Source organism: Mesorhizobium sp. B2-4-19 (genome assembly GCF_006441315.1).
Taxonomy (GTDB): Bacteria; Pseudomonadota; Alphaproteobacteria; order Rhizobiales; family Rhizobiaceae; genus Mesorhizobium.
The window spans coordinates 208,980-228,244 of sequence record NZ_VFUV01000005.1 but is presented as its reverse complement, the minus strand read 5'-3'; the positions used below and the strand labels follow the sequence as shown (position 1 = coordinate 228,244).

The window sequence follows — 19,265 nt, the reverse complement described above, 5'->3', positions numbered from 1 at the left end:
AGGTAGACGTTGGGCAGGAGTTTCCCAAAAAGAAGATGCCGGCATGACCATCAACGCTCAGACCATGACTCGCGACAACGAACTCGGTGGCCGTGCGGCGACGGCCGCCGTCGCCGCCATGATTGCAGCTCTTTTCGCCGGCAGCACGGCGTTGACGCCACTCTACGTCATCTACAAGCAGGCCTTCGGTTTCTCGCAGATCACGCTGACACTGGTCTACGCCGTCTACGTCATCGGCAATCTGGGCGCGCTTATCCTCTTCGGATCTCTCTCTGATGTCGTCGGCCGCCGCCCAGCCGCGCTGGCGGCGATGGCCATTGCCGTGGTCAGTGCGCTGATTTTCCTGTTTGCGGAAAACGTCGCTTGGCTCGACCTTGCGCGGATACTCAGCGGTCTTGGGATCGGAGTGGGCGCGGGAACCGGAACCGCCTGGCTGGCCGAGTTGATCGAAGGCGAGGACAAATCGCGCGCGGCCATCATCGCCACCAGCATCAATTTCGTCGGGCTGGGGCTTGGCGCACTTGTGGCGGGACTGCTGGCGCAATACGCGCCCTGGCCACTTCGGCTGACATTCGCTGTCTATCTGGTTTTGCTTGCCCTCGTCACGCTGCTGATTTGGCGCACGCGGGACACCGTGTCGCGGCCGGGGCGGCTGACCGATGTCTCGATGCGGCCACGTCTCTCGGTTCCCGTCAGCATCCGCACGCGCTTCGTTGCACCCGCGGTGACGGGCTTCGGCGCCATGGCGCTGGTCGGCTTCTACGCTGCGCTGGCGCCGAGCATCCTGGCGCAGCAGCTGCACGCGACCAACCATGCCGAAGCCGGCGCGCTGTTTTTCGAATTGTCGCTGGTGGCTGCCGCGATCATCGTGGTGACGGCGGGCCTGTCCAGCCGTTTCACCATGCTGGCGGCCCTGGTGCTGATGATCCCGACGGCGGCGCTGATCGTGGCCGCGCAATTCTTCGCGTCCATGGCCACCATGATTGTCGCCACCGCCTTCTGCGGGGTGGCGGCGGCGCTCGGCTACCGCGGCGGCCTGCAGGTAGTGAACCAGATTGCGCCGGCGGATCGCCGGGCCGAGGTGGCGTCGGCCTTCTTCATCTGCTGCTTCTGCGGCAATGCACTGCCGGTCATCGGCATCGGCATCCTGTCTAGCTGGGCGAGTGCCACGGTGGCGAGCCTGGCTTTTGCCGGCATGATCACCGTCTTCTCGCTGGTGGCGGTGGGGTTCGGCGCGAAATACACCCGCTGAGCCTCAGCCATTCGGCGTCTCGGGCGCCATGTTGGCGCGGCCGCGCGGCACGCCGAGCCCGGTGTCCGGCGGCTCGCCGGCCGCCGGCCTGTTCTCGATCATGTGCAAGCTGCGCCAGCCGCCGAAACGGTAATAGGCCGCGGCCAGCACAAGCGAAGTGATCGAACCGGCCGGGAAACTCCACCACAACGCTTCCTCGCCGATCACGCCGCGCATGAAATAGGCGAAGCCGGTGCGCACGATAAGCACCGAAATCACCAGGATGATCAGCGGCGGCATCACCGCGCCGGTGGCGCGCACGGTGGCGAACAACACGATGGTGATGCCGAACAGGATGAACGACCAGGACGCGGCGCTGTTGATGTGGGCGGCGATGTCGATCGCCGCGCTGTCGCTGCTCAGGAACAGGCCGAGGATGGGACGGTCGAAGAGCCACAGCATCGCGACCAGGGCGCCGGTCAGGACGAGGTTGAAGCCGACGCCGGAGGCGGCGACGCGGTCGATCCGGTCCCAATGGCCGGCGCCGACATTCTGCGCCGCCATCGAGGAGACCGCGGCACCGATGGCCAGCGCCGGCATCTGGATGTAGGTCCATAGCTGCGCGGCGATGCCATAGGCGGCGGCGACCTGCGAACCGTAGGAATTGACGATGCCCATCACCGTCAGGGCGGCGGCTGAAATGACGATCATCTGCAGGCCCATCGGCACGCCCTTGAAGACGACGATGCGCAGCAAGGCGGGGTCGGGCCGCAGCAGAGCGAGATTGGCGGCGGCCAGCCGCAGCGGGTGCTTGCGCGCGTAGAGCACGACGAGGATGGCGATGACGCTCACCGTCTGGCCGATCAGCGTCGCGGTGGCGGAGCCGGCGATGCCAAGCTCGGGGAAGGGGCCGATGCCGCGGATCAGCAGCGGGTTGAGCACGATGTCGAGGATGACCGCCAGCGCCATGAAGATGAAGGGCGTGCGTGAATCGCCCGCACCGCGCAGTACCGTCATGACGAAGGACAGAAGGTTCATCATCGGCACGGCGACGAAGATGATGCGCAGATAGGAACGCGCCAGCGGCAAGGCGTCGGCCGGTGTGCCAAGCGTGCCCAGGATGGCATCGACCCAGATCCAGCCGCAGACGGCAAAGACCACCGAAACGAAGAAGAAGAAGGTGGCGCTGGTGCCGACGATGCGGCGCGCCTCGGGCATGTCGCGGGCGCCGACCGACTGCGCCACCAGGATGGTCGCCGCCATGCCGATGCCGAACACGGTGCCCAGGATCAGGAACAGGACGAGGTTGGCATTGGAGGTGGCGGTCAGCGCCGATTCACCGAGAAAACGGCCGACCCAGACGGCATTGATCGACCCGTTGAGCGACTGCAGCACGTTGGAACCCAGCACCGGCAGGGCAAACAGCAGCAGCGTGCGCGGGATCGGGCCGCTGGTCAGGTCGCCGGTGCGCCGGCGCGGGGGCATTTTTTCGTCCATGGCTGGCGACTCGGCAAAGTGATTTGGATCCGTTCCACCATCATTGCCGATTCAACGGGGCAGGTCGATGCGGCGTCGGAAAAGGTTGGCCGGAGGTCTCCTGGCGCACCTTGATCTAGCCATGTTCTCAAAGCGCCCGGAACGGGATATTGATCCCTGGGGCGCGGGGCCTCAGGCGGACGCGCCATGCGCGCCCGCCTGGATCGTGCTGATTACTTCTTCGCCAGACCCGGCAGCGTGACCTGATAGACCAGGAACATGGTGTCGACATTGGCGCCATCATCGGCCTTGTAGGGGGCGCCGACCTGGAAACCGTCCTGAGCGAGGAAGTCGTTGTCATTGGCGACAAACAGGAAATAGTCGTCGGGCAGCTTTGGATCGAGCACGCTCGCCAGCGACATTGCTTCCCATTTCTCGGACAGGTTGTTGTGGTCGTTCGGCGCGCCATTGTGCAGGCCGAAGCGATTGAGCTGCGCATTGTCGTTGATGTCGATGAACGGCGTCAGCCTGGCCGGCGACACCGACGGATCGAGCACGCCCTTGGGCGCGACCGGCTTGTCGGCGGCGTCGAAAGGGCCGCCCGCGATGTCGGTTGCGGCCGAAACGTCGACGACAAAGATCTGGCGCAGAAGCGAGGTGTCGCCCTTTACGCCCTGGCCGTTGCCGCTGTCGCGCGCCAGCATCAGGAAGGACGTGTCCGACAGCGCCACGATCTCGCTTTGCGCGGCGACCTTGGTCTTGCCCTTGGCGTCCTTGAACACCGGCAGCGGCACGACATACTCATGCGCCAGCTTGAGATGGGCGAGGTCGGAAGCGTCATAGACCAGCGCCCTGGTGTTTTGCCGGGTCGAACCTGAATCGCCGCCATCCTGCCGGGTCGCCGACTGCAGCACGGCGATCAGGAACTTGCCGTCCGGCGTCATCGCCATGCCTTCGAGGCCCTGGTTGTTCTGGCGGCCGGTCTCGGGATCCTTCGGATCGGGCTCGGCAGCACCTGGACCCGGATTGTCCGAGGAAAAGTTGGGCGCGCCCTTGCGCATCGGCACCAGGGCAGCCGGCGGCTGGGTCGCCGACAGCAGGCGGCCTTGCGCCGAGAAGCGGTAGATGTTGGGGCCATATTCGTCGGAGATGAACATCGAGCCGTCCGGCAGGCGCACGATCGCCTCGTTGTCGAGGGCGAGCTTGCCATTGGTGGCGGCGGGCAGCATCGGCATGTCGCCTGCGGCGGCACGCACGTCCGACAGCGGATCTATGCCGGTGGCGTCGGCGTCCTTGTCGTCGGTGAGAAGCATGGTGTCGGTGAGCGTCGCCTTGACTTCGGTCTGTTGCTGGCCTGCGGCGCCTGCTGCTGCCGGCGTGAACTCGATGCCGACCGTGTTGAGGCGCGGCCGGTAGTCGGTGGTGCCGGTGACATTGTAGCCGCGATCCGGCAGCAGCCAGAGCGAACCCTTGTAGGTGCCCGCATCGCGCGTCCAGCTCGATGTGTCGATCGCCATGCCGGAACCCGAGCCGAACGTCTCGCCGAATTTGTCGCGCTGTGCGGCCGGGATGCGGCCGACGCCGACCAGGCCCTTGTTGACGAGGCCGCCGACTGTCGCGGTGCTGTCGGCAAGCGCCGGCGTGAGCGCGGTGAACAAGGCCAGCGCGACGCCGAGCGAGGCGGTTCGGTGCAGATGTTTCATGGATGATCCTCTTTGTGACAGATGTGCCGGAGCGGCCGAAGAGCAAAAAGCTGAAAGAGGCGGTACATCGATGATGCCGCGCGCCGCCCCCGAAAGCGATCTACGGCGCGAACATGATGCTTGCGTGACAGTGCGGCATGCCTGCCGGCCGTCATGTTCACAGGTCGAGAAAAACACGTGCTCTGGCGGAAGAATGGATCATCTCCACACATCCGTTCGGGCGTGCAAGCCTAGTACTGGACACTTGTGTCTAGTGTATATATGGTGCGCTTCTAACAGACCGGGAGGGGAGCCTTGAAGTCGCACTACCGCGCAGTCGTCATCGGAGGCGGGGTGGTCGGCGCCTCCGTGCTCTACCATCTGACGCGGTTCGGCTGGTCTGACGTGGCGCTGATCGAACGCGCGGAACTGACCGCCGGTTCGACCTGGCATGCGGCGGCCGGGTTTCATGCGCTCAACGCCGATCCCAACGTCGCGGCGCTGCAGGACTACACCATCAAGCTCTATCGCGAGATCGAGGCCGAATCCGGCCAGAACATCGGCCTGCACATGACCGGCGGCGTCAACATGGCCAGCGATCCCCAGCGCTGGGAATGGCTGAAATCTGCCTGGGCGATGTTCCAGTCGGTCGGCATCGAAACGGCTCGCCTGGTGACCCCGGACGAGATCAAAGAAATTTGTCCGATCGTCGAGGTCACCGGCGTGCTCGGCGGTCTCCACGATTCCAACGAAGGCCATCTCGACCCCTATGGAACGACGCACGCTTATGCCGGCGCCGCGAAAAAGCGTGGCGCCGACGTGATCCTGCGCAACCGTGTCGTCGAGTTGAAGTCTCGCACGGACGGCCACTGGGATGTCGTTGCCGAGCACGCCACCATCGTCGCCGAGCATGTCGTCAACGCCGGCGGTCTGTGGGCAAAGCAGCTCGGCCGCATGGCCGGCGTCAACCTGCCGGTGACGCCGATGGAGCACCATTATTTCATCACCGAGGACATTCCGGAGATCGCGGCACTCGACCGGGAGATCGGCATCGCCGTCGACCTCGACGGCTTCTCCTACTTGCGCCAGGAGCGCAAGGGCGTGCTGCTCGGCGTCTACGAGCAGAACCCGAAGCATTGGAACATGGACGGCGCGCCATGGGACTACGGCATCGAGCTCATCCCGGAAGACATAGACCGCATCAGCCCGGAACTCGCCAAGGCGCATGAGCGCTTTCCTTGCCTGGGGAGCGCCGGCATCCGCAAATGGGTCAACGGCGCCTTCACTTTTACCCCCGACGGCAATCCGATTGTCGGACCGGTGCGCGGGCTCAAAAACTACTGGGTCGCCTGCGGCGTCATGGCTGGCTTCAGCCAGGGCGGTGGCGTCGGCAAATCGCTGGCCGAATGGATGATTTACGGCGAGCCGCAGGCCGACATTTTCGGCATGGACATTGCGCGCTACGGCATCTTCGCCGCCAACCGCGAATATCTGAGACAAACGACGCGGCAATTCTATGCGCGCCGTTTCGTCATGACCTTTCCCAATGAGCGGCTGCCGGCGGGCCGGCCTTTGAAACGGCCCGGTGCCTATGACGGCATGAGTGCCGCGGGCTGCGAATGGACGGCGTCGTGGGGGCTGGAAATCCCGGCCTATTTCGCGCCGATGGGGTTTCGCGAGAACACCACACTCAAGCGCTCCAACGCCTTCGACATCGTTGGGGACGAGGCGTTGCAGGTCCGGCGGGCCGCCGGTCTCGTCGATATCTCGGCCTATGCGCGCTATGCGGTGTCCGGCGCGGGTGCCGAGGCATGGCTCGACCGGCTGCTGGCCTGCCGGCTGCCGAAGGCCGGACAGGCACGGCTGGCGCCGATGCTCGGGCCGGACGGGCGGCTGAAGGGCGACCTCACCGTGATCAACTGGGGCGGCGGCGACTATTGGCTGATGGGCTCCTACTATCTCAGGGAATTCCACATGCGCTGGTTCGAGAGCCAGGCAGGAGAGGGCGTCACGGTCACCGACATCTCCGATGCGACGGGCGGCTTCCTGCTGACCGGGCCGAATGCGCGCAAAATCCTGGAACGCACGACGCATCAGGATGTCTCCGGCGCGGCACTGCAGTTCATGGCCTGCGGCACGTTCGACATCGGCATGGTGCAGGCGAGGATTGCCCGCCTCTCCATCGCGGGCGAGCTGGGCTTCGAGATCAACTGCCCGGTAACCATGCATGCCACGCTGCGTGAGACACTGCTTGCCGCCGGCGAGGATCTCGGTCTGGCCGAGATCGGCTACTACGCGCTCAATGCGCTGAGGTTGGAGAAAAGCTTCGGCATCTGGTCGCGCGAATTCACGCAGGGCTACACGCCAGGCCAGACCGGCCTTGATCGGTTCATCGCCTTCGACAAGGGCGATTTCGTCGGCCGCGAGGCGGCGCTGACGGAGCGCAACGTTGGTGCGGCGGAACGGATCGTGACGCTGGAGGTCGACGCCGTCGATGCCGACGCCAGCGGCTTCGAGCCGGTCTGGCGTGATGGCCGGCGCGTCGGCTTCGTCACTTCGGGCGGCTTTGGCTACACGATCGGCAGAAGCGTCGCGCTGGCGTTGGTCGACGCCGATTTTACCGAGGAGGGTACGGCGCTTTCAGTGCACATTGTCGGCGTCGAACGGCCGGCTCGCGTCATCGCGGCGGCGCCCTACGATCCCTCGGGCAAGGCGATGCGGCAATGAGGAGGATTTTTCGATGATCGATGACGCGGCACGAGACAGCAGGCGCGAGCGCCGGCGTGGACGCACGGGCGAAGCCGGCAGCGAAAGCAGCCGCCGGCCCAACTACCGGTCGCTGAAGAACCCGTTCCTGCCGCAGCCGATCTTTTCGGATGACCAGGTGGCTTCCATCCACGGCACGGCGCTGCGCGTGCTGGAGGAGCTCGGCATCAAGGTGCTCTTGCCACAGGCGCGGGAGATTTTTGCCCGCGCCGGTGCGCTTGTGGACCCGGACACCGACATGGTGCGCATCGGCCGCGACATCGTGGCCGCGGCACTGGCCTCGGCGCCAAAATCAATTCCAGCACTGGCGGGCGACCGCAGCCGCGATCTTTTGCTCGAACTCGGCTCGATGACGTTCCTCGCCGGCGCGGGCGCGCCCAACGTCACCGATCTCGAGCGCGGCCGCCGGCCGGGAACGCTCGGCGCCTTCGAGGAATTGACCAAGCTCATCCAGCATTTCGACGTACTGCACATGCTTTGCCCCTGCATCGAGCCGCAGGATGTCGACAACCGTTTTCGCCACTATGCCGTCAACCGCGCGCAGTTGACGCTGTCCGACAAGTTCCCCTTTGTCTTCGCGCGCGGCACGCCGCAGGTCCAGGATGGGTTCGAGATGATCCGGCTGGCGCGCGGACTGTCGGAGCATGAATTCCGCGCTGGCGCCCATTGCTACACCATCATCAACACCAATTCACCGCGCCAGCTCGACATTCCGATGGCGCAAGGCATCATCGACTTCGCCCGCGCCGGGCAGGTCCTGGTCATCACGCCGTTCTGCCTAGCAGGCGCGATGGCGCCGATCACGGTCGCCGGCGCGCTGACGCTGCAGCATGCCGAGGCGCTGGCCGGTCTGGCACTGGCGCAGATCGTGCACCCGGGCGCACCCGTGCTTTACGGTTCCTTCTCCTCCAATGTCGACATGAAGTCGGGCGCTCCGGCATTCGGCACGCCCGAGCACGTCAAGGCGACACTGGGGGCCGGCCAATTGGCGCGCTTCATCGGCCTTCCCTGGCGTTCGGGCGCCGGCAGTGCCGCCAACATTTCCGATGCGCAGGCCGCCCATGAGTCGCAGTTCGCCCTTTGGGGCTCGGTGCTTGCCGGCGCCACCGTCTGTGTCCACGCCGCGGGCTGGCTGGAGGGCGGCCTGAGTGTCTCCTTCGAGAAGCTGATCACCGACATCGAGGCTGTGCAGTCGATTGCCGAGCTTTGCGCGGCAACGCCTGGCGACGACGACGCGATCGGTTTCGACGCCATCGCCGAAGTGCAGCCTGGCGGGCATTTCTTCTCGGCCGGCCACACGATGGCGCGCTACCGCACCGCATTCTATGAGCCACTGGTGGCCGACTGGTCGAATTTCGGCAACTGGACGCAAAGCGGATCAAGGACCGCCAGCGAGCGCGCCACCGGTATCTGGAAACGCATCCTCGCCGATTTCGAGCCGCCCGCTTCGGCTGCGGCGACCGCCGGAGTGCTCGACGAATTCATCGCGCGCCGCACCGAAGAGGGCGGCGCGGCGCCGGTTTCGTGAGCGGCGAGCTTTCGCGCGAGACACCCGGCCTTTGCCGCGACGTTCGCGGCGTGATCGGTGCCGGGGTCATTGGCAAGCGGTGCACTGCCGTGCGGAAATGTGCTTCATGCGTGGCTGGCGCTGATCTTCGCCAGTTTCGGGTTCAGGGCGCCGAAAAATGCCATCACGCTCGCAACCTACGTCGTCTCGGCCGCGCTGATCGCCGGGGCGATCTACCTGATCCTCGACATGGACGTGCCGTTCCCCGGAACGATCCAGATTTCGCCGGCACCGCTGGAGCGGGCGCTGGCGGAATTGCAGCGGTGATGCGGAACCGGCGGCATTCCCGGGCATTCATGGGAATGAACCACGGAGGACGACATGGGTTTCGACCAGTATCACGAACCGCCTGAAGAACTGTCACAGAAGGTGCGGACGTTTGCCCGCATGATCACCTCGCTGATCGAGGAGGCGGAAGCGATCGGCTGGTACGAACAGCGCATCTCGGTGGAGAAGGATGCGCAAGCGCGGGCCATCATGCAGAACGCGCAAGGCGAGGAGTTCAAGCATTTCGGCATGGACCTGGAATTCCTGCTGCGCCAGAAGAAGGACTGGCGGGCGGAGTTGAAGGAAATCCTGTTCACCACTGGCGACATCGTCAAGGCCGGCGAGCGGGGCGAGAAGAAGGTGGATTGATAGCCCTCACGAGCGCCATCAATCGCTGTCGCGCGCGACCAATTCCAGCGGCCAGACTTCGTGGATGATACGCGGGCCTTCCGGGCCGGCGAAGGCGGGAAGCGAGGCCAGCAGCATTTCGGCCAGGCGCCGGCCCATCGGCTCCAGCGCCGGACGGAAAGCGGTCAGCGCCGGGGAAAAATAGCGGCAGAGCGGCGTGTCGACGATGACGGTCACCGCGATGTCGTGGCCCGGCCGGATGCCCATCTCGGCCAGCGCCTTGCAGCCGCCGAGGGCCATGGCGTCGTTGTTGAAGATGATGGCCGTCGGCCGGTCCTTTGCCAGCATCACGCGCGGCGTCACCTGGTAGCCGCCGGCCTCGTTGATGAAACCGTCGGCGATCAGCGCGGGGTCGGCCTCGATGCCGTGCCGTTTCAGGGCTTTGCGGTAGCCGTTCAGAAACAGATGGCCGAAATTGAGATTGAGGGAAGGGCGGATGGCGGCGATACGGCGGTGGCCGCGCGCCACCAAGCGGTCGACCGCATCGCTGCCTGCCTTCTCGAAATCGAGGTCGAGCGACGGATAGGCCTTGCCGCCGCTGCGGCTGCGGCCGAGCGTGGCGAAGGGGAAACCGACCTGTGTGAGATAATCGATGCGCTCGTCCTCGCGCCGCGTCCAGGCCAGCAGCACGGCATCGGCGCGGCGCGTCTCGACGACGCGGCGCAGGCGCTCCTGCTGATAGTCGCCCGGCGCGCCCATCACCACGGTCAGGTCGAGCCCGCTTTCGGCAAGGCGGCCTTGCAGCCCGATCAGGAAGGGAATGAAGAACGGTTCGCCATATTGCTGGTCGCCAGGATGCGGCTGCAGCATGAAGGCGATCGAGTGGGTCGCGCCTTGCCTGAGACTGCGGCCGGACTGGTTGGGTGAATAGTTCAGCTTCTTGGCGGCGTCGAGCACGCGCTGGCGCGTGTCGGCATTGACGTCGGCGCGGCCGTTCAGCGCCCGCGACACGGTGCCGATCGAAATGTTCAGGTGACGCGCTAGGTCGTGAATGCTGGACGCCAAGGACTTTCTCCCCCTGCCTTCGCTATCATTGGCTGCCGCTCAGGCCAAGGCTTCGAGACGATTTTCGCGAGCGGCCAATTGACATTCTACGCTATCGGGTGTGTTCTCGTAAACGTTTACGGAAAAACGTTTACGGTGATGCCGTGGATGTCGTGACGATCGGTCTGGAGGGACCGAGCGGAGGAGGAACGCCGGATGATGAATGTCGTCCTCGTCGGCTGCGGCGCGATGAGCAGGCAATGGCTCGATGCCGCGAGGCAGATCGATGGACTTGCCATTGTCGGCCTTGTCGACCTCGACGCCGAGCGGGCGAAGGCGAGGGCGCACGAATACGACCTCATAGGCATTGTCATCGGCACCAGTCTCGACGCGGTGCTCGACCAGACCAGGCCCGACGCGGTGTTCGATGTCGTGGTTCCCGCCGCCCGGCGCGAGGTCGCGCTTTCGGCCTTCGCCCACAATTGCCATCTCCTGACCGAAAAGCCGCTGGCCGACAGTCCTGAAAACGCGCGCGCCATCGTCGAGGCGGCCCGCCGGGCCGGGCGCATCCATGCCGTCGTGCAGAATCGCCGCTACGTCGCCAATGTCAGGCGCATCCGCCGCTTCCTGGACTCCGGTGCCATTGGCGCGGCGACCAGCATCCATGCCGATTTCTTCGTCGCGCCGCATTTCGGCGGCTTTCGCGAGGAGATGGCGCATGTCTTGCTGCTCGACATGGCCATCCACACTTTCGACGCCGCCCGCTATATGGCCGGCGGCGAGCCGGCCGGCGTCTACTGCCAGGAATGGGAGCCGGCCAATTCCTGGTACCGGCAGGGCTCGTCGGCAAGTGCGGTCTTCGATCTCGGCGGCGGCAAGGTCTTCACCTATGCCGGGTCCTGGTGCGCCGACGGCCTCCGCACCAGTTGGGAAGGCAGCTGGCGCATCGTCGCCGAGCGCGGCAGCCTCATATGGGACGGCCATGACCTCTTGACGGCGGAGGTGGTCGCGACGGGCCGCGATGGGCTGTTCGCCAAGACCCAGCCGATCGACGTGCCGCCGCTCGATCCAGCCGACCGCGTCGGCGGCCATCTCGGCATCATCAGGGATTTCATGCACGCCATCGAGACCGGCACCGAGCCGGAGACGCGCGGCACCGACAACATCAAAAGCCTGGCCATGGTTTTCGGCGCCATCGAGAGCGCCGAAACCGGACGCCGCGTGGCGATTTCATAGGAAACGCGATGATGCCAAACCCGCTTCTCGACATCAGGATCGGCACCATGGTGCGGGCCAACCTCGACGACCCGGCGGCGTATATCAAGCAGATCCTGCCGCTCGGCTTCGAGAGCATCCAGCCCTTCTTCTGGCAGACGCTGGGCGGCAAGGACCTTCCACGCCTTGCCGGCGAAATCCGCGACGCGATCGGCGATGCCGATGTCGCGGTTTCGTCCATCGGCGTCTTCGGCAATCCGCTGGAGAGCGGCGAGGTCGATCGCGGCGTGCTCGCGGCCTGGGAGACGGTCATCGACAATGCGCATCTGTTCGGCGCTTCGATGGTCAGCGGCTTCACCGGGCGCATCCGCGGCAAGAAGCTGACGGACAGCCTGCCGCGCTTTCGCGAAGTGTGGGGGCCGCTGGCCAAGCGCGCCGCCGACAAGGGCGTGCGCATCGCCTTCGAGAACTGTGCCATGGACGGCAATTGGGCGGCCGGCGACTGGAACATCGCCCACAATCCGGACGCCTGGGAGCTAATGTTCAACGAAGTGCCGGACGACGCTCTCGGGCTCGAATGGGAGCCCTGCCACCAGCTCGTCTATCTGATCGATCCGATCCCGCAGATCCGCAAATGGGCGCCGCGCATCTTCCATGTCCATGGCAAGGACGCCACCGTGCGCTGGGACGTCATCCGCGAGCACGGCGTGTTCGGCCGGCTGCCCTTTGTACAGATGCGCACGCCCGGCTTCGGCGACAGTGACTGGACGCGGGTGATCAGCGAATTGCGGCTGGCCGGCTACAAGGGCGCCATCGACATAGAGGGCTGGCACGATCCGGTCTATCGCGGCGATCTCGAGATCACCGGCCAGGTCCGGGCGCTGGAGTATCTCAAGCAATGCCGGGGAGGCGCCAGCTACCTGCAAAATCCAACGTGAGGACCCGCCCGGCGGGAGGAGCCGGTTCGTAAGTGGCGAAACAATCGTCAACAACCCCTCGGCTGACGAGGGAAACAATGGGAGGACAAGTGCATGAGCATCGCGATCAGAACGACACTTCTGCGCACGACCGTCGTGGCCGCCGCCACGGCGCTTTGCGCAGCCATCTCGACCTTGCCGGCACGGGCGCTCGACGCCCAGTGGTGCAAGGATGTCCATATCCGCTTCTTCGTCGGCGGCGCCGAGGGCGACGCTTTCGGCACAATCGTCTATAATGGCGCCAAGCAGGCAGCGGCCGATCTCGGGCCAAAGGTCGACTACATCTTCTCCGGCTGGGACGTCGAAAAGATGGTGCAGCAATTGCGCGAGGCGGTTGCGGTCAAGCCCAACGGCATCGCCATGATGGGCCATCCAGGCGAAGACGCGATCATGCCGCTGGCCGAGCAGGCGCATAAGGACGGCATCAAGATGATGTACCAGAACGTGCCGGTGCCGAAGGTGACGGCGGCGTTCGGTGGCGGCTATGTCGGCGCGCAGCAGGAGCAGCAGGGCCGCGCGCTCGGCGCCGAGGCGTTCAAGCTGGCCGGGCTGAAATCCGGTGACAAGGCGATCATGATCGGGCCCTTCGACAATGAGAGCCGGGGCGCACGCGAGCGTGGGACGGTCGCCGCATTGAAGGAGGCCGGCGTCGACGTCGTGCAAATCAATTCCGCAACCGAGTGGGCCGCCGATCCGAACCTCGCCATACCGGTGATCACCGCGGCGTTGCTCAACAATCCGGGTGTCAAGGCAGTTGGCTATCCAGGCGGCCAGATGCTCGGCAATGTGCCGACCTACATGCAGGCCGCGGGCCGGAAGCCCGGCGACATCTTCAATTTCGGCTTCGACACCAGCCCGCAGATCGTCGAGGGCTTCAAGGGTGGCTGGGTGCAGCTGACGGCCGACCAGCAGCCATTCATGCAGGGCTATCTGCCGATCCTCAGCCTCTGCCAGCAAGTGGTGCTGGGGCTGGCGCCGATGAATGTCGACACCGGTGCCGGCTTCGTCACGCCGCAGAACTACGAGATCGTCTCAGAGCTCGCCAAGCAGGCGCTGCGCTGACCTCCCAAGGCTGCCGGCCGGTTCAACCCGGCCGGCAGGACCGCCGGCAAAGGGCCGGCATGCGACAATGAAAGCGAGGATCCGATGGCCGAACGCATCATCGAACTGCGCGATATCACGAAATCCTACGGTCAGGTCTATGCGCTGGGCGGCGTCAATCTCAGCGTCGACCGCGGCGAGGTGGTCGGCCTCATCGGCGACAATGGCGCCGGCAAGTCGACGCTGATCAAGATCCTGTCCGGCGTGGTCAGGCCGACCAGCGGCGACATCCTCGTGCGTGACAAGCCGGTGAGCGGCTGGAGCGCGGCGCGCTCGCGCGACGCCGGCATCGAGACGGTGTTCCAGGACCGGGCGCTGGCCGTGCAGCAGACCATCGTGCGCAACATCTTCATGGGCCGCGAACTGACCGGCTTCATGGGCTGGCTGAAGGTCAACAAGGAGATCGAGGAGGCGAGCCGGCTGATGCGCGAGATCGGTTTCACCTCGAAAGTGTTCACGCCGCACTCGATCGTCGGCCAGCTGTCGGGCGGCGAACGCCAGGGCGTGGCGATCGCGCGCGCCATCTACAAGCAGGCCGAGCTGATCATCCTCGACGAGCCGACGACGGCGCTGTCGCTGACCGAGACCGCCAAGGTGTTCCATTTCGTGCGCCAGGTGCGGGCGAGCGGACGCTCGATCCTGTTCATCGGCCACAACATCCATCATGTCTTCGACATCGCCGACCGCTTCGTGGTGCTCGATCGCGGCAAGGTGGCGCTGACCGCCGACCGCAGCGCGGTCAAGTCGGCGGAAGAGTTGATCAATTTCATGGAGGACGTCGCGCATCCCGGCGGATTGCCCGGGCTGCGCGAGGCCAGCGAAGCGGAGCAGCAAGCGCGATGAGCAAGACCATGGAACCCGATCTCGAAAGCCCTCTGCGCGCTCATGCCGGGTCCGCCCGCCAAGAGTGGAAACATCCATCCGACCACTGGCTGCGCGGCTTCGTCCTCGACAACCGCGCCTCGCTCGGCACGCTCGCCGTGTTCATCGTCATGATGGCGGTGTTCATGGTCGCCAACCCGACCGTGTTCACCACCTGGTATCTCTACAGCTCCGTGCTGACGACGCTGCCCGTGGCGCTGTTCGTGGTGGTGCCGCTGGTCTTCGTCGTCACCTGCGGCGAGATCGACCTGTCGTTTCCGGCGACGATGGGCTTTGCCTCCTGGGTCTTCGCCCTGGTGGTGCAGGCTGGCTACGACCCGTTCCTCGGCATTGCCGCGGCACTCGTCACCGGCATGCTGCTCGGTTTCCTCGTCGGGTCGCTGGTCGTCTATGGCGGGCTGTCCTCGCTGATCGCCACGCTCGGCATGAATTTCCTGCTGCGCGGCCTGATCCAGATCATCAACGAAGGCAAGTCGATGTCGCTGACCAGCCTCGGCAACAGCTGGGCCTACAAGATATTCTCCAGCCAGATCTACGGCGTTCCGGTGCAGATCTTCTGGGCCATCGCCTTCGTCGTGCTGTCGGCGATGCTCTACAACAGGCATCGTTTCGGCGCGCAGGTGAGGGTGGTCGGTGACAATCCCGATAGCGCCCAGCAGATGGGCATCGACGTCAAGCGCGTGCGGGTGAAGGTGTTCGTCTTCGTCGGCATAGGGGCTGCGATCGCCGGCACGTTTTCGGTGATGATCAACTTCACCTGGTGGCCGACGGCCGGCGACGGCTATCTCCTGCCGGTGCTGGCCTCGGTGTTCGTCGGCGGCACGCCAACCTGGGGCGGCATCGGCACGGTCGTTGGCGGCGCCATCGGCGCGGTCACCGTGTCGTTCATCCAGACCGGCGTCGTGGCGGCAGGCCTGAGCGGCTTCTACGTGCAGTTCTTCAACGGGCTGATCATTATCCTGTCGCTGCTCGGGCACAAGTGGAACCAGGCACGGTACCGGTGAGGGAGGCACTGCCGTTGTTGGAACGGCGCCGAGAGCTGCTCGGAAGGGCAGCTCACACCGCGGCCACAAACCCGTCGAGCACGCGTTTCTGGCCAGCCTTGTCGAAGTCGATGGTCAGCTTGTTGCCTTCTATGGCCGAGATGTTGCCGTTGCCGAATTTCTGGTGGAAGACCCGGTCGCCGACGCTGAAGGGCGACGGCTTGTCGGCGACGGATTTGGCGACCAGTTCGCCGTCGATGGTGCGGCCCTTTACGCTCGTGCGGCCGGCGCCGTAGCCCGAATCGGTCTCACCATAGCCGATGCGCTCGACCTGGTGGCCGGAGCGCGTGCCCCAGTTGCGGTCGGTGGCTTCGGTGCGGTTGGCCTGCGCGCGCTGCCAGCCGGGCGTCGAATAGGTGTTGGAGAAAGCGCCGGATTTTTCGGTGTTGGCGCCGACATTGTCGAAACGCGAGGCGCCGTAGGGGTTCTGTCGCCCGCCGCCACGGCCGGAGGCGAAGGAGCCGCCGCCATAGGGATTGCCGTAGCCGCCATAGGAATTGCCGCTTTCGGCGATCTCGACATGGGATTCCGGCAGCTCCTCGAGGAAGCGCGACGGGATGGTCGATTGCCAGAGCCCGTGGATCAGGCGGTTGGAGACGAACCAGATATGCAGGTTCTTCTTGGCCCGGGTGAGACCGACATAGGCCAGCCGGCGCTCTTCCTCCAGCCCGGAGCGGCCGCCTTCATCGAGCGCGCGCTGGTGCGGGAACAAGCCTTCTTCCCAACCCGGCAGGAAGACCGTCTCGAATTCGAGGCCCTTGGCAGAATGCAGCGTCATGATGGAGACGGCGTCCTGCCCGGCATTCTGCTCGGCATCCATGACCAGCGCGACATGCTCGAGGAAGGAGCGCAGCGATTCGTACTCCTCCATCGAGCGGATCAGTTCCTTGAGGTTCTCCAGCCGGCCCGGCGCTTCGGCCGAGCGGTCGTTCTTCCACATATCGGTGTAGCCGCTCTCCTCGAGAATGGTCTCGGCGAGCTCGGTGTGCGGCTTGGTTTCCAGCGCCTTCTGCCAGCGCTCGAAATTGGCGGCCACTTCGCGCAACGCGGCGCGCGGTTTCGGCTTCAACTCGTCGCTCTCGGCGAGATTGCCCGCGGCCTCCAGCATTGGAATGCGCAGCGCACGCGCCGTGTCGTGAATCTGGCGGATGGTGGCTTCGCCCAGCCCGCGCTTGGGCACATTCACGATGCGTTCGAAGGCGAGGTCGTCGCCGCTGTTGGCGACGACGCGGAAGAAGGCCAGCGCGTCGCGGATTTCCATGCGCTCGTAGAAGCGCGGGCCGCCGATGACGCGGTAGTTGAGGCCGAGCGTGATGAAGCGGTCCTCGAAGGCGCGCATCTGGAAGGACGCGCGCACCAGGATCGCCATGTCGTTGAGATTGTGCTTCTGGCGCTGATAGGCCTCGATGGTCTCGCCGATGGCGCGGGCTTCCTCCTCGGAATCCCAGGCGGCGTGGACATTGACCTTGCCATCCTCGGGGTCGTTGCGTTCGGTGAACAGCGTCTTGCCGAAGCGCCCTTCATTGTGGGCGATGAGATGCGAAGCCGCGCCAAGGATGTGCGCGGTCGAGCGGTAGTTGCGCTCCAGCCTGATGATGGTGGCGCCCGGGAAATCCTTGTCGAAGCGCAGGATGTTGTCGACCTCGGCGCCGCGCCAGCCATAGATGGACTGGTCGTCGTCGCCGACGCAGCAGATGTTTATGGTGGCGCGAGCCTCGACCGAAGCGCGCCCAATCTCCCCCCTTGAGGGGGAGATGTCGGCGGAGCCGACAGAGGGGGGCGGTGCCCCACCGGCCTGTCGGCGCGAGGCGCCCCCCTCTGTCCTGCCGGACATCTCTCCCTCAAGGGGGGAGATCGGCTTGCCGTCCGGCCGCTGCGCCAGCAGGCGCAGCCACATGTACTGGGCGGTGTTGGTGTCCTGATACTCGTCGACGAGGATGTATTTGAAGCGTCGGTGGTAGTCCTTCAGCACGTCCGGATTGGCGCGGAAGATGCGGATGGGGTGGCAGAGCAGGTCGCCGAAGTCGCAGGCGTTCAGCGTCTGCAGCCGCTCCTGATAGGCCTTGTAGAGCTCGCGGCCCTTGCCGTTGGCGAAGCTGCGCGCGTCGCCCTCGGCGATATCGGCCGGACCTTGCCCCTTGTTTTTCCAGCCGTCGATCATCTGGGCGAACTGCTTGGCCGGCCAGCGCTTGTCGTCGAGGCCCTCGGCCTGGATCAGCTGCTTGATCAGCCGCACGACGTCGTCGGTGTCGAGGATGGTGAAGTCGGAACGCAAACCGGCAAGCTCGGCATGGCGGCGCAACAGCTTCACGCCGATCGAGTGGAAGGTGCCGAGCCAGGGCATGCCCTCGACATTGCCTTCGCCGATCAGGATGCCGATGCGCTGCTTCATCTCGCGCGCGGCCTTGTTGGTGAAGGTCACGGCGAGGATCTGCGACGGGAAGGCCTTGCCAGTGGCAAGGATGTGGGCGATGCGGGTGGTGAGCACACGCGTCTTGCCGGTGCCGGCGCCGGCCAGCACCAGAACCGGGCCTTCGGTGGTTTCCACCGCCAGCCTTTGTTCCGGATTCAGCCCCTTGAGATAATCGGGCGCGCTGTTCTGGCCGCCGCGGGCAGCCATGGCGCGCGCGGCAATGCCCGACGGGGCCGTGGGCCGCGCATTGGGTTCATCGAAAAAGGGCATGTCTTCGGAAAAGCCGGACATCTTCCCCCGAATGTAGTGATTCGGCAGGGAAAGACCAGAACTGTCTACGTTTTGTTCCGGGTAAAAGTGGCTTATCCGAGCGGCTCAAGCCTTGCGGTAGCCGAGGGCGACGAAGAATCGATGGCCGAAGGCGCGCGCCTCGTCCGTCATTACCGCGCCCAGGGCGACCTGCATCTGGTCGTAGTAGCGGCTGCCGGCGGGTGAGGCCAGGAAGGCACCATAGAGCTTCAGGTCGGCCAAGGACATATCACGGTAGACATAGGCTGCAGATTCCATGGCCTCGCTGTCGATGTCACGGCGAAGCCCTTCGGTTTGCTTGCGCAGAAGGGCCATTACCTGGTCGTCGGGCAGGGGCTTTCCGGCCGCGCCCAGCATTTCGGAAAGCATCGCATAGCCCATGTTCAAGGCGACGGCTTCTCCGGTGTCGACGGCGCTGATATCGTCCATCATCTTCCTGTACAATGCGAACCTGGCCGGATCCCTGGATGGAAGCTCGCCGAGGATTTTGGCGCCCTCGATCTTCTTGGCCTCCCTTGCCTGCGGCGACGAAGCTTGGATCTCGAGCGCGGTGACCTGTTTGCCCAGGGGTGAAGCGTAAAACGAGGCCAGTTCGGACAGGTCCTTGGCACTGAGCCTGTCCGCCATCCGGGCTTCGATGGCCGCTTCCATCTTCTCCGGGTCAAACGCACCTTCCATGGCGGCGGCAAGGGCGTCCTGGACCTTTTGTGGCGGCGTTCCCGGCGCCGATTTCACGGCCGCGGTGAAATCCGGGCCAATGCCCATCAGCATCTCGTGAAAGCCGTTCGCCTTGTTGATCTCGCTGATTGTCTGCGCCGGCGCGGCCACAGTGCCAGCAATGAGCGGGACGAGGCAGTAGAACACAAGCGCCATGCGCATCAGTGGCGGAACGAGTGACGGCATTTTGCTTGCTCCACGGGAAAGATGATCCATGGAGACTGCGG

Annotated in this window: 15 protein-coding genes; 10 read left to right on the top strand and 5 right to left on the bottom strand. The window is 65.1% G+C overall.

Translation table 11 applies throughout. From position 1 onward, the window contains the following. Positions 1 to 43 precede the first annotated feature (43 nt). The gene (locus FJ546_RS11690; protein WP_140889466.1) at positions 44 to 1,252 is read left to right on the top strand and encodes an MFS transporter; all 1,209 of its coding nucleotides are present in this window, start codon (positions 44 to 46) and stop codon (positions 1,250 to 1,252) included. Positions 1,253 to 1,255: 3 nt separating this feature from the next. On the opposite strand, the gene FJ546_RS11685 is transcribed toward FJ546_RS11690, so the two are convergent. Both FJ546_RS11685 and FJ546_RS11680 read right to left on the bottom strand, forming a co-directional pair. Next, complete coding sequence (locus FJ546_RS11685) at positions 1,256 to 2,716, bottom strand: MATE family efflux transporter (protein WP_246686813.1); 1,461 nt, start codon at positions 2,714 to 2,716, stop codon at positions 1,256 to 1,258. Between the two features lie 224 nt (positions 2,717 to 2,940). Continuing rightward, positions 2,941 to 4,410, bottom strand: a complete 1,470-nt coding sequence (locus tag FJ546_RS11680) for an esterase-like activity of phytase family protein (RefSeq protein ID WP_140889464.1) — start codon at positions 4,408 to 4,410, stop codon at positions 2,941 to 2,943. A 294-nt stretch (positions 4,411 to 4,704) separates the two neighbouring features. On the opposite strand from FJ546_RS11680, the gene FJ546_RS11675 reads away from it, so the two are divergent. The 4 genes from FJ546_RS11675 (at position 4,705) to FJ546_RS11660 (ending at position 9,358) form a co-directional block, all read left to right on the top strand. After that, positions 4,705 to 7,116, top strand: coding sequence for an FAD-dependent oxidoreductase (locus FJ546_RS11675; protein ID WP_140889463.1), 2,412 nt, complete (start codon positions 4,705 to 4,707; stop codon positions 7,114 to 7,116). 13 nt (positions 7,117 to 7,129) lie between these two features. Continuing rightward, on the top strand, positions 7,130 to 8,683 hold the full coding sequence (locus FJ546_RS11670) for a trimethylamine methyltransferase family protein (RefSeq protein ID WP_140889462.1): 1,554 nt from the start codon (positions 7,130 to 7,132) through the stop codon (positions 8,681 to 8,683). 99 nt (positions 8,684 to 8,782) lie between these two features. Further along, a complete protein-coding gene (locus FJ546_RS11665; RefSeq protein WP_246686812.1) occupies positions 8,783 to 8,989 on the top strand; it encodes a hypothetical protein in 207 nt (68 codons plus the stop codon). Positions 8,990 to 9,043: 54 nt separating this feature from the next. Next, the gene (locus tag FJ546_RS11660; protein ID WP_095773971.1) at positions 9,044 to 9,358 is read left to right on the top strand and encodes a hypothetical protein; all 315 of its coding nucleotides are present in this window, start codon (positions 9,044 to 9,046) and stop codon (positions 9,356 to 9,358) included. A gap of 18 nt (positions 9,359 to 9,376) precedes the next feature. Here FJ546_RS11660 and FJ546_RS11655 read toward each other — a convergent pair whose 3' ends face one another. Continuing rightward, a complete protein-coding gene (locus FJ546_RS11655) occupies positions 9,377 to 10,402 on the bottom strand; it encodes a LacI family DNA-binding transcriptional regulator (RefSeq protein WP_140889461.1) in 1,026 nt (341 codons plus the stop codon). Between the two features lie 195 nt (positions 10,403 to 10,597). On the opposite strand from FJ546_RS11655, the gene FJ546_RS11650 reads away from it, so the two are divergent. The 5 genes from FJ546_RS11650 (at position 10,598) to FJ546_RS11630 (ending at position 15,560) form a co-directional block, all read left to right on the top strand. Then, positions 10,598 to 11,617, top strand: coding sequence for a Gfo/Idh/MocA family oxidoreductase (locus FJ546_RS11650; RefSeq protein ID WP_140889460.1), 1,020 nt, complete (start codon positions 10,598 to 10,600; stop codon positions 11,615 to 11,617). Positions 11,618 to 11,625: 8 nt separating this feature from the next. After that, entirely contained in the window at positions 11,626 to 12,534 is a 909-nt protein-coding gene (locus tag FJ546_RS11645) for a sugar phosphate isomerase/epimerase (RefSeq protein ID WP_140889459.1), read from the top strand. Between the two features lie 93 nt (positions 12,535 to 12,627). Continuing rightward, positions 12,628 to 13,635, top strand: coding sequence for a substrate-binding domain-containing protein (locus tag FJ546_RS11640; RefSeq protein WP_019859056.1), 1,008 nt, complete (start codon positions 12,628 to 12,630; stop codon positions 13,633 to 13,635). A gap of 84 nt (positions 13,636 to 13,719) precedes the next feature. Beyond that, on the top strand, positions 13,720 to 14,517 hold the full coding sequence (locus FJ546_RS11635) for an ATP-binding cassette domain-containing protein (RefSeq protein WP_140889458.1): 798 nt from the start codon (positions 13,720 to 13,722) through the stop codon (positions 14,515 to 14,517). Next, on the top strand, positions 14,514 to 15,560 hold the full coding sequence (locus FJ546_RS11630; RefSeq protein ID WP_140889457.1) for an ABC transporter permease: 1,047 nt from the start codon (positions 14,514 to 14,516) through the stop codon (positions 15,558 to 15,560). Before FJ546_RS11635 ends, FJ546_RS11630 begins: the two co-directional genes overlap by 4 nt. Before the next feature lie 52 nt (positions 15,561 to 15,612). On the opposite strand, the gene FJ546_RS11625 is transcribed toward FJ546_RS11630, so the two are convergent. Together FJ546_RS11625 and FJ546_RS11620 are read right to left on the bottom strand one after the other, a co-directional pair. Continuing rightward, positions 15,613 to 18,303: a UvrD-helicase domain-containing protein gene (locus FJ546_RS11625; RefSeq protein ID WP_140889456.1), complete on the bottom strand. Its 2,691-nt coding sequence runs from the start codon at positions 18,301 to 18,303 to the stop codon at positions 15,613 to 15,615. Between the two features lie 84 nt (positions 18,304 to 18,387). Beyond that, complete coding sequence (locus FJ546_RS11620; RefSeq protein ID WP_246686811.1) at positions 18,388 to 19,254, bottom strand: DUF2059 domain-containing protein; 867 nt, start codon at positions 19,252 to 19,254, stop codon at positions 18,388 to 18,390. Positions 19,255 to 19,265 lie beyond the last annotated feature (11 nt).

Excerpts from the sequence above, each read along its gene's own strand:
- FJ546_RS11670 (WP_140889462.1), top strand. The coding sequence starts at position 7,130 with ATGATCGATGACGCGGCACGAGACAGCAGGCGCGAGCGCCGGCGTGGA.
- FJ546_RS11630 (WP_140889457.1), top strand. The coding sequence starts at position 14,514 with ATGAGCAAGACCATGGAACCCGATCTCGAAAGCCCTCTGCGCGCTCAT.
- FJ546_RS11680 (WP_140889464.1), bottom strand. The coding sequence starts at position 4,410 with ATGAAACATCTGCACCGAACCGCCTCGCTCGGCGTCGCGCTGGCCTTG.
- FJ546_RS11660 (WP_095773971.1), top strand. The coding sequence starts at position 9,044 with ATGGGTTTCGACCAGTATCACGAACCGCCTGAAGAACTGTCACAGAAG.
- FJ546_RS11635 (WP_140889458.1), top strand. The coding sequence starts at position 13,720 with ATGGCCGAACGCATCATCGAACTGCGCGATATCACGAAATCCTACGGT.
- FJ546_RS11650 (WP_140889460.1), top strand. The coding sequence starts at position 10,598 with ATGATGAATGTCGTCCTCGTCGGCTGCGGCGCGATGAGCAGGCAATGG.
- FJ546_RS11640 (WP_019859056.1), top strand. The coding sequence starts at position 12,628 with ATGAGCATCGCGATCAGAACGACACTTCTGCGCACGACCGTCGTGGCC.
- FJ546_RS11690 (WP_140889466.1), top strand. The coding sequence starts at position 44 with ATGACCATCAACGCTCAGACCATGACTCGCGACAACGAACTCGGTGGC.
- FJ546_RS11685 (WP_246686813.1), bottom strand. The coding sequence starts at position 2,716 with ATGCCCCCGCGCCGGCGCACCGGCGACCTGACCAGCGGCCCGATCCCG.
- FJ546_RS11620 (WP_246686811.1), bottom strand. The coding sequence starts at position 19,254 with ATGGATCATCTTTCCCGTGGAGCAAGCAAAATGCCGTCACTCGTTCCG.
- FJ546_RS11625 (WP_140889456.1), bottom strand. The coding sequence starts at position 18,303 with ATGTCCGGCTTTTCCGAAGACATGCCCTTTTTCGATGAACCCAATGCG.
- FJ546_RS11645 (WP_140889459.1), top strand. The coding sequence starts at position 11,626 with ATGATGCCAAACCCGCTTCTCGACATCAGGATCGGCACCATGGTGCGG.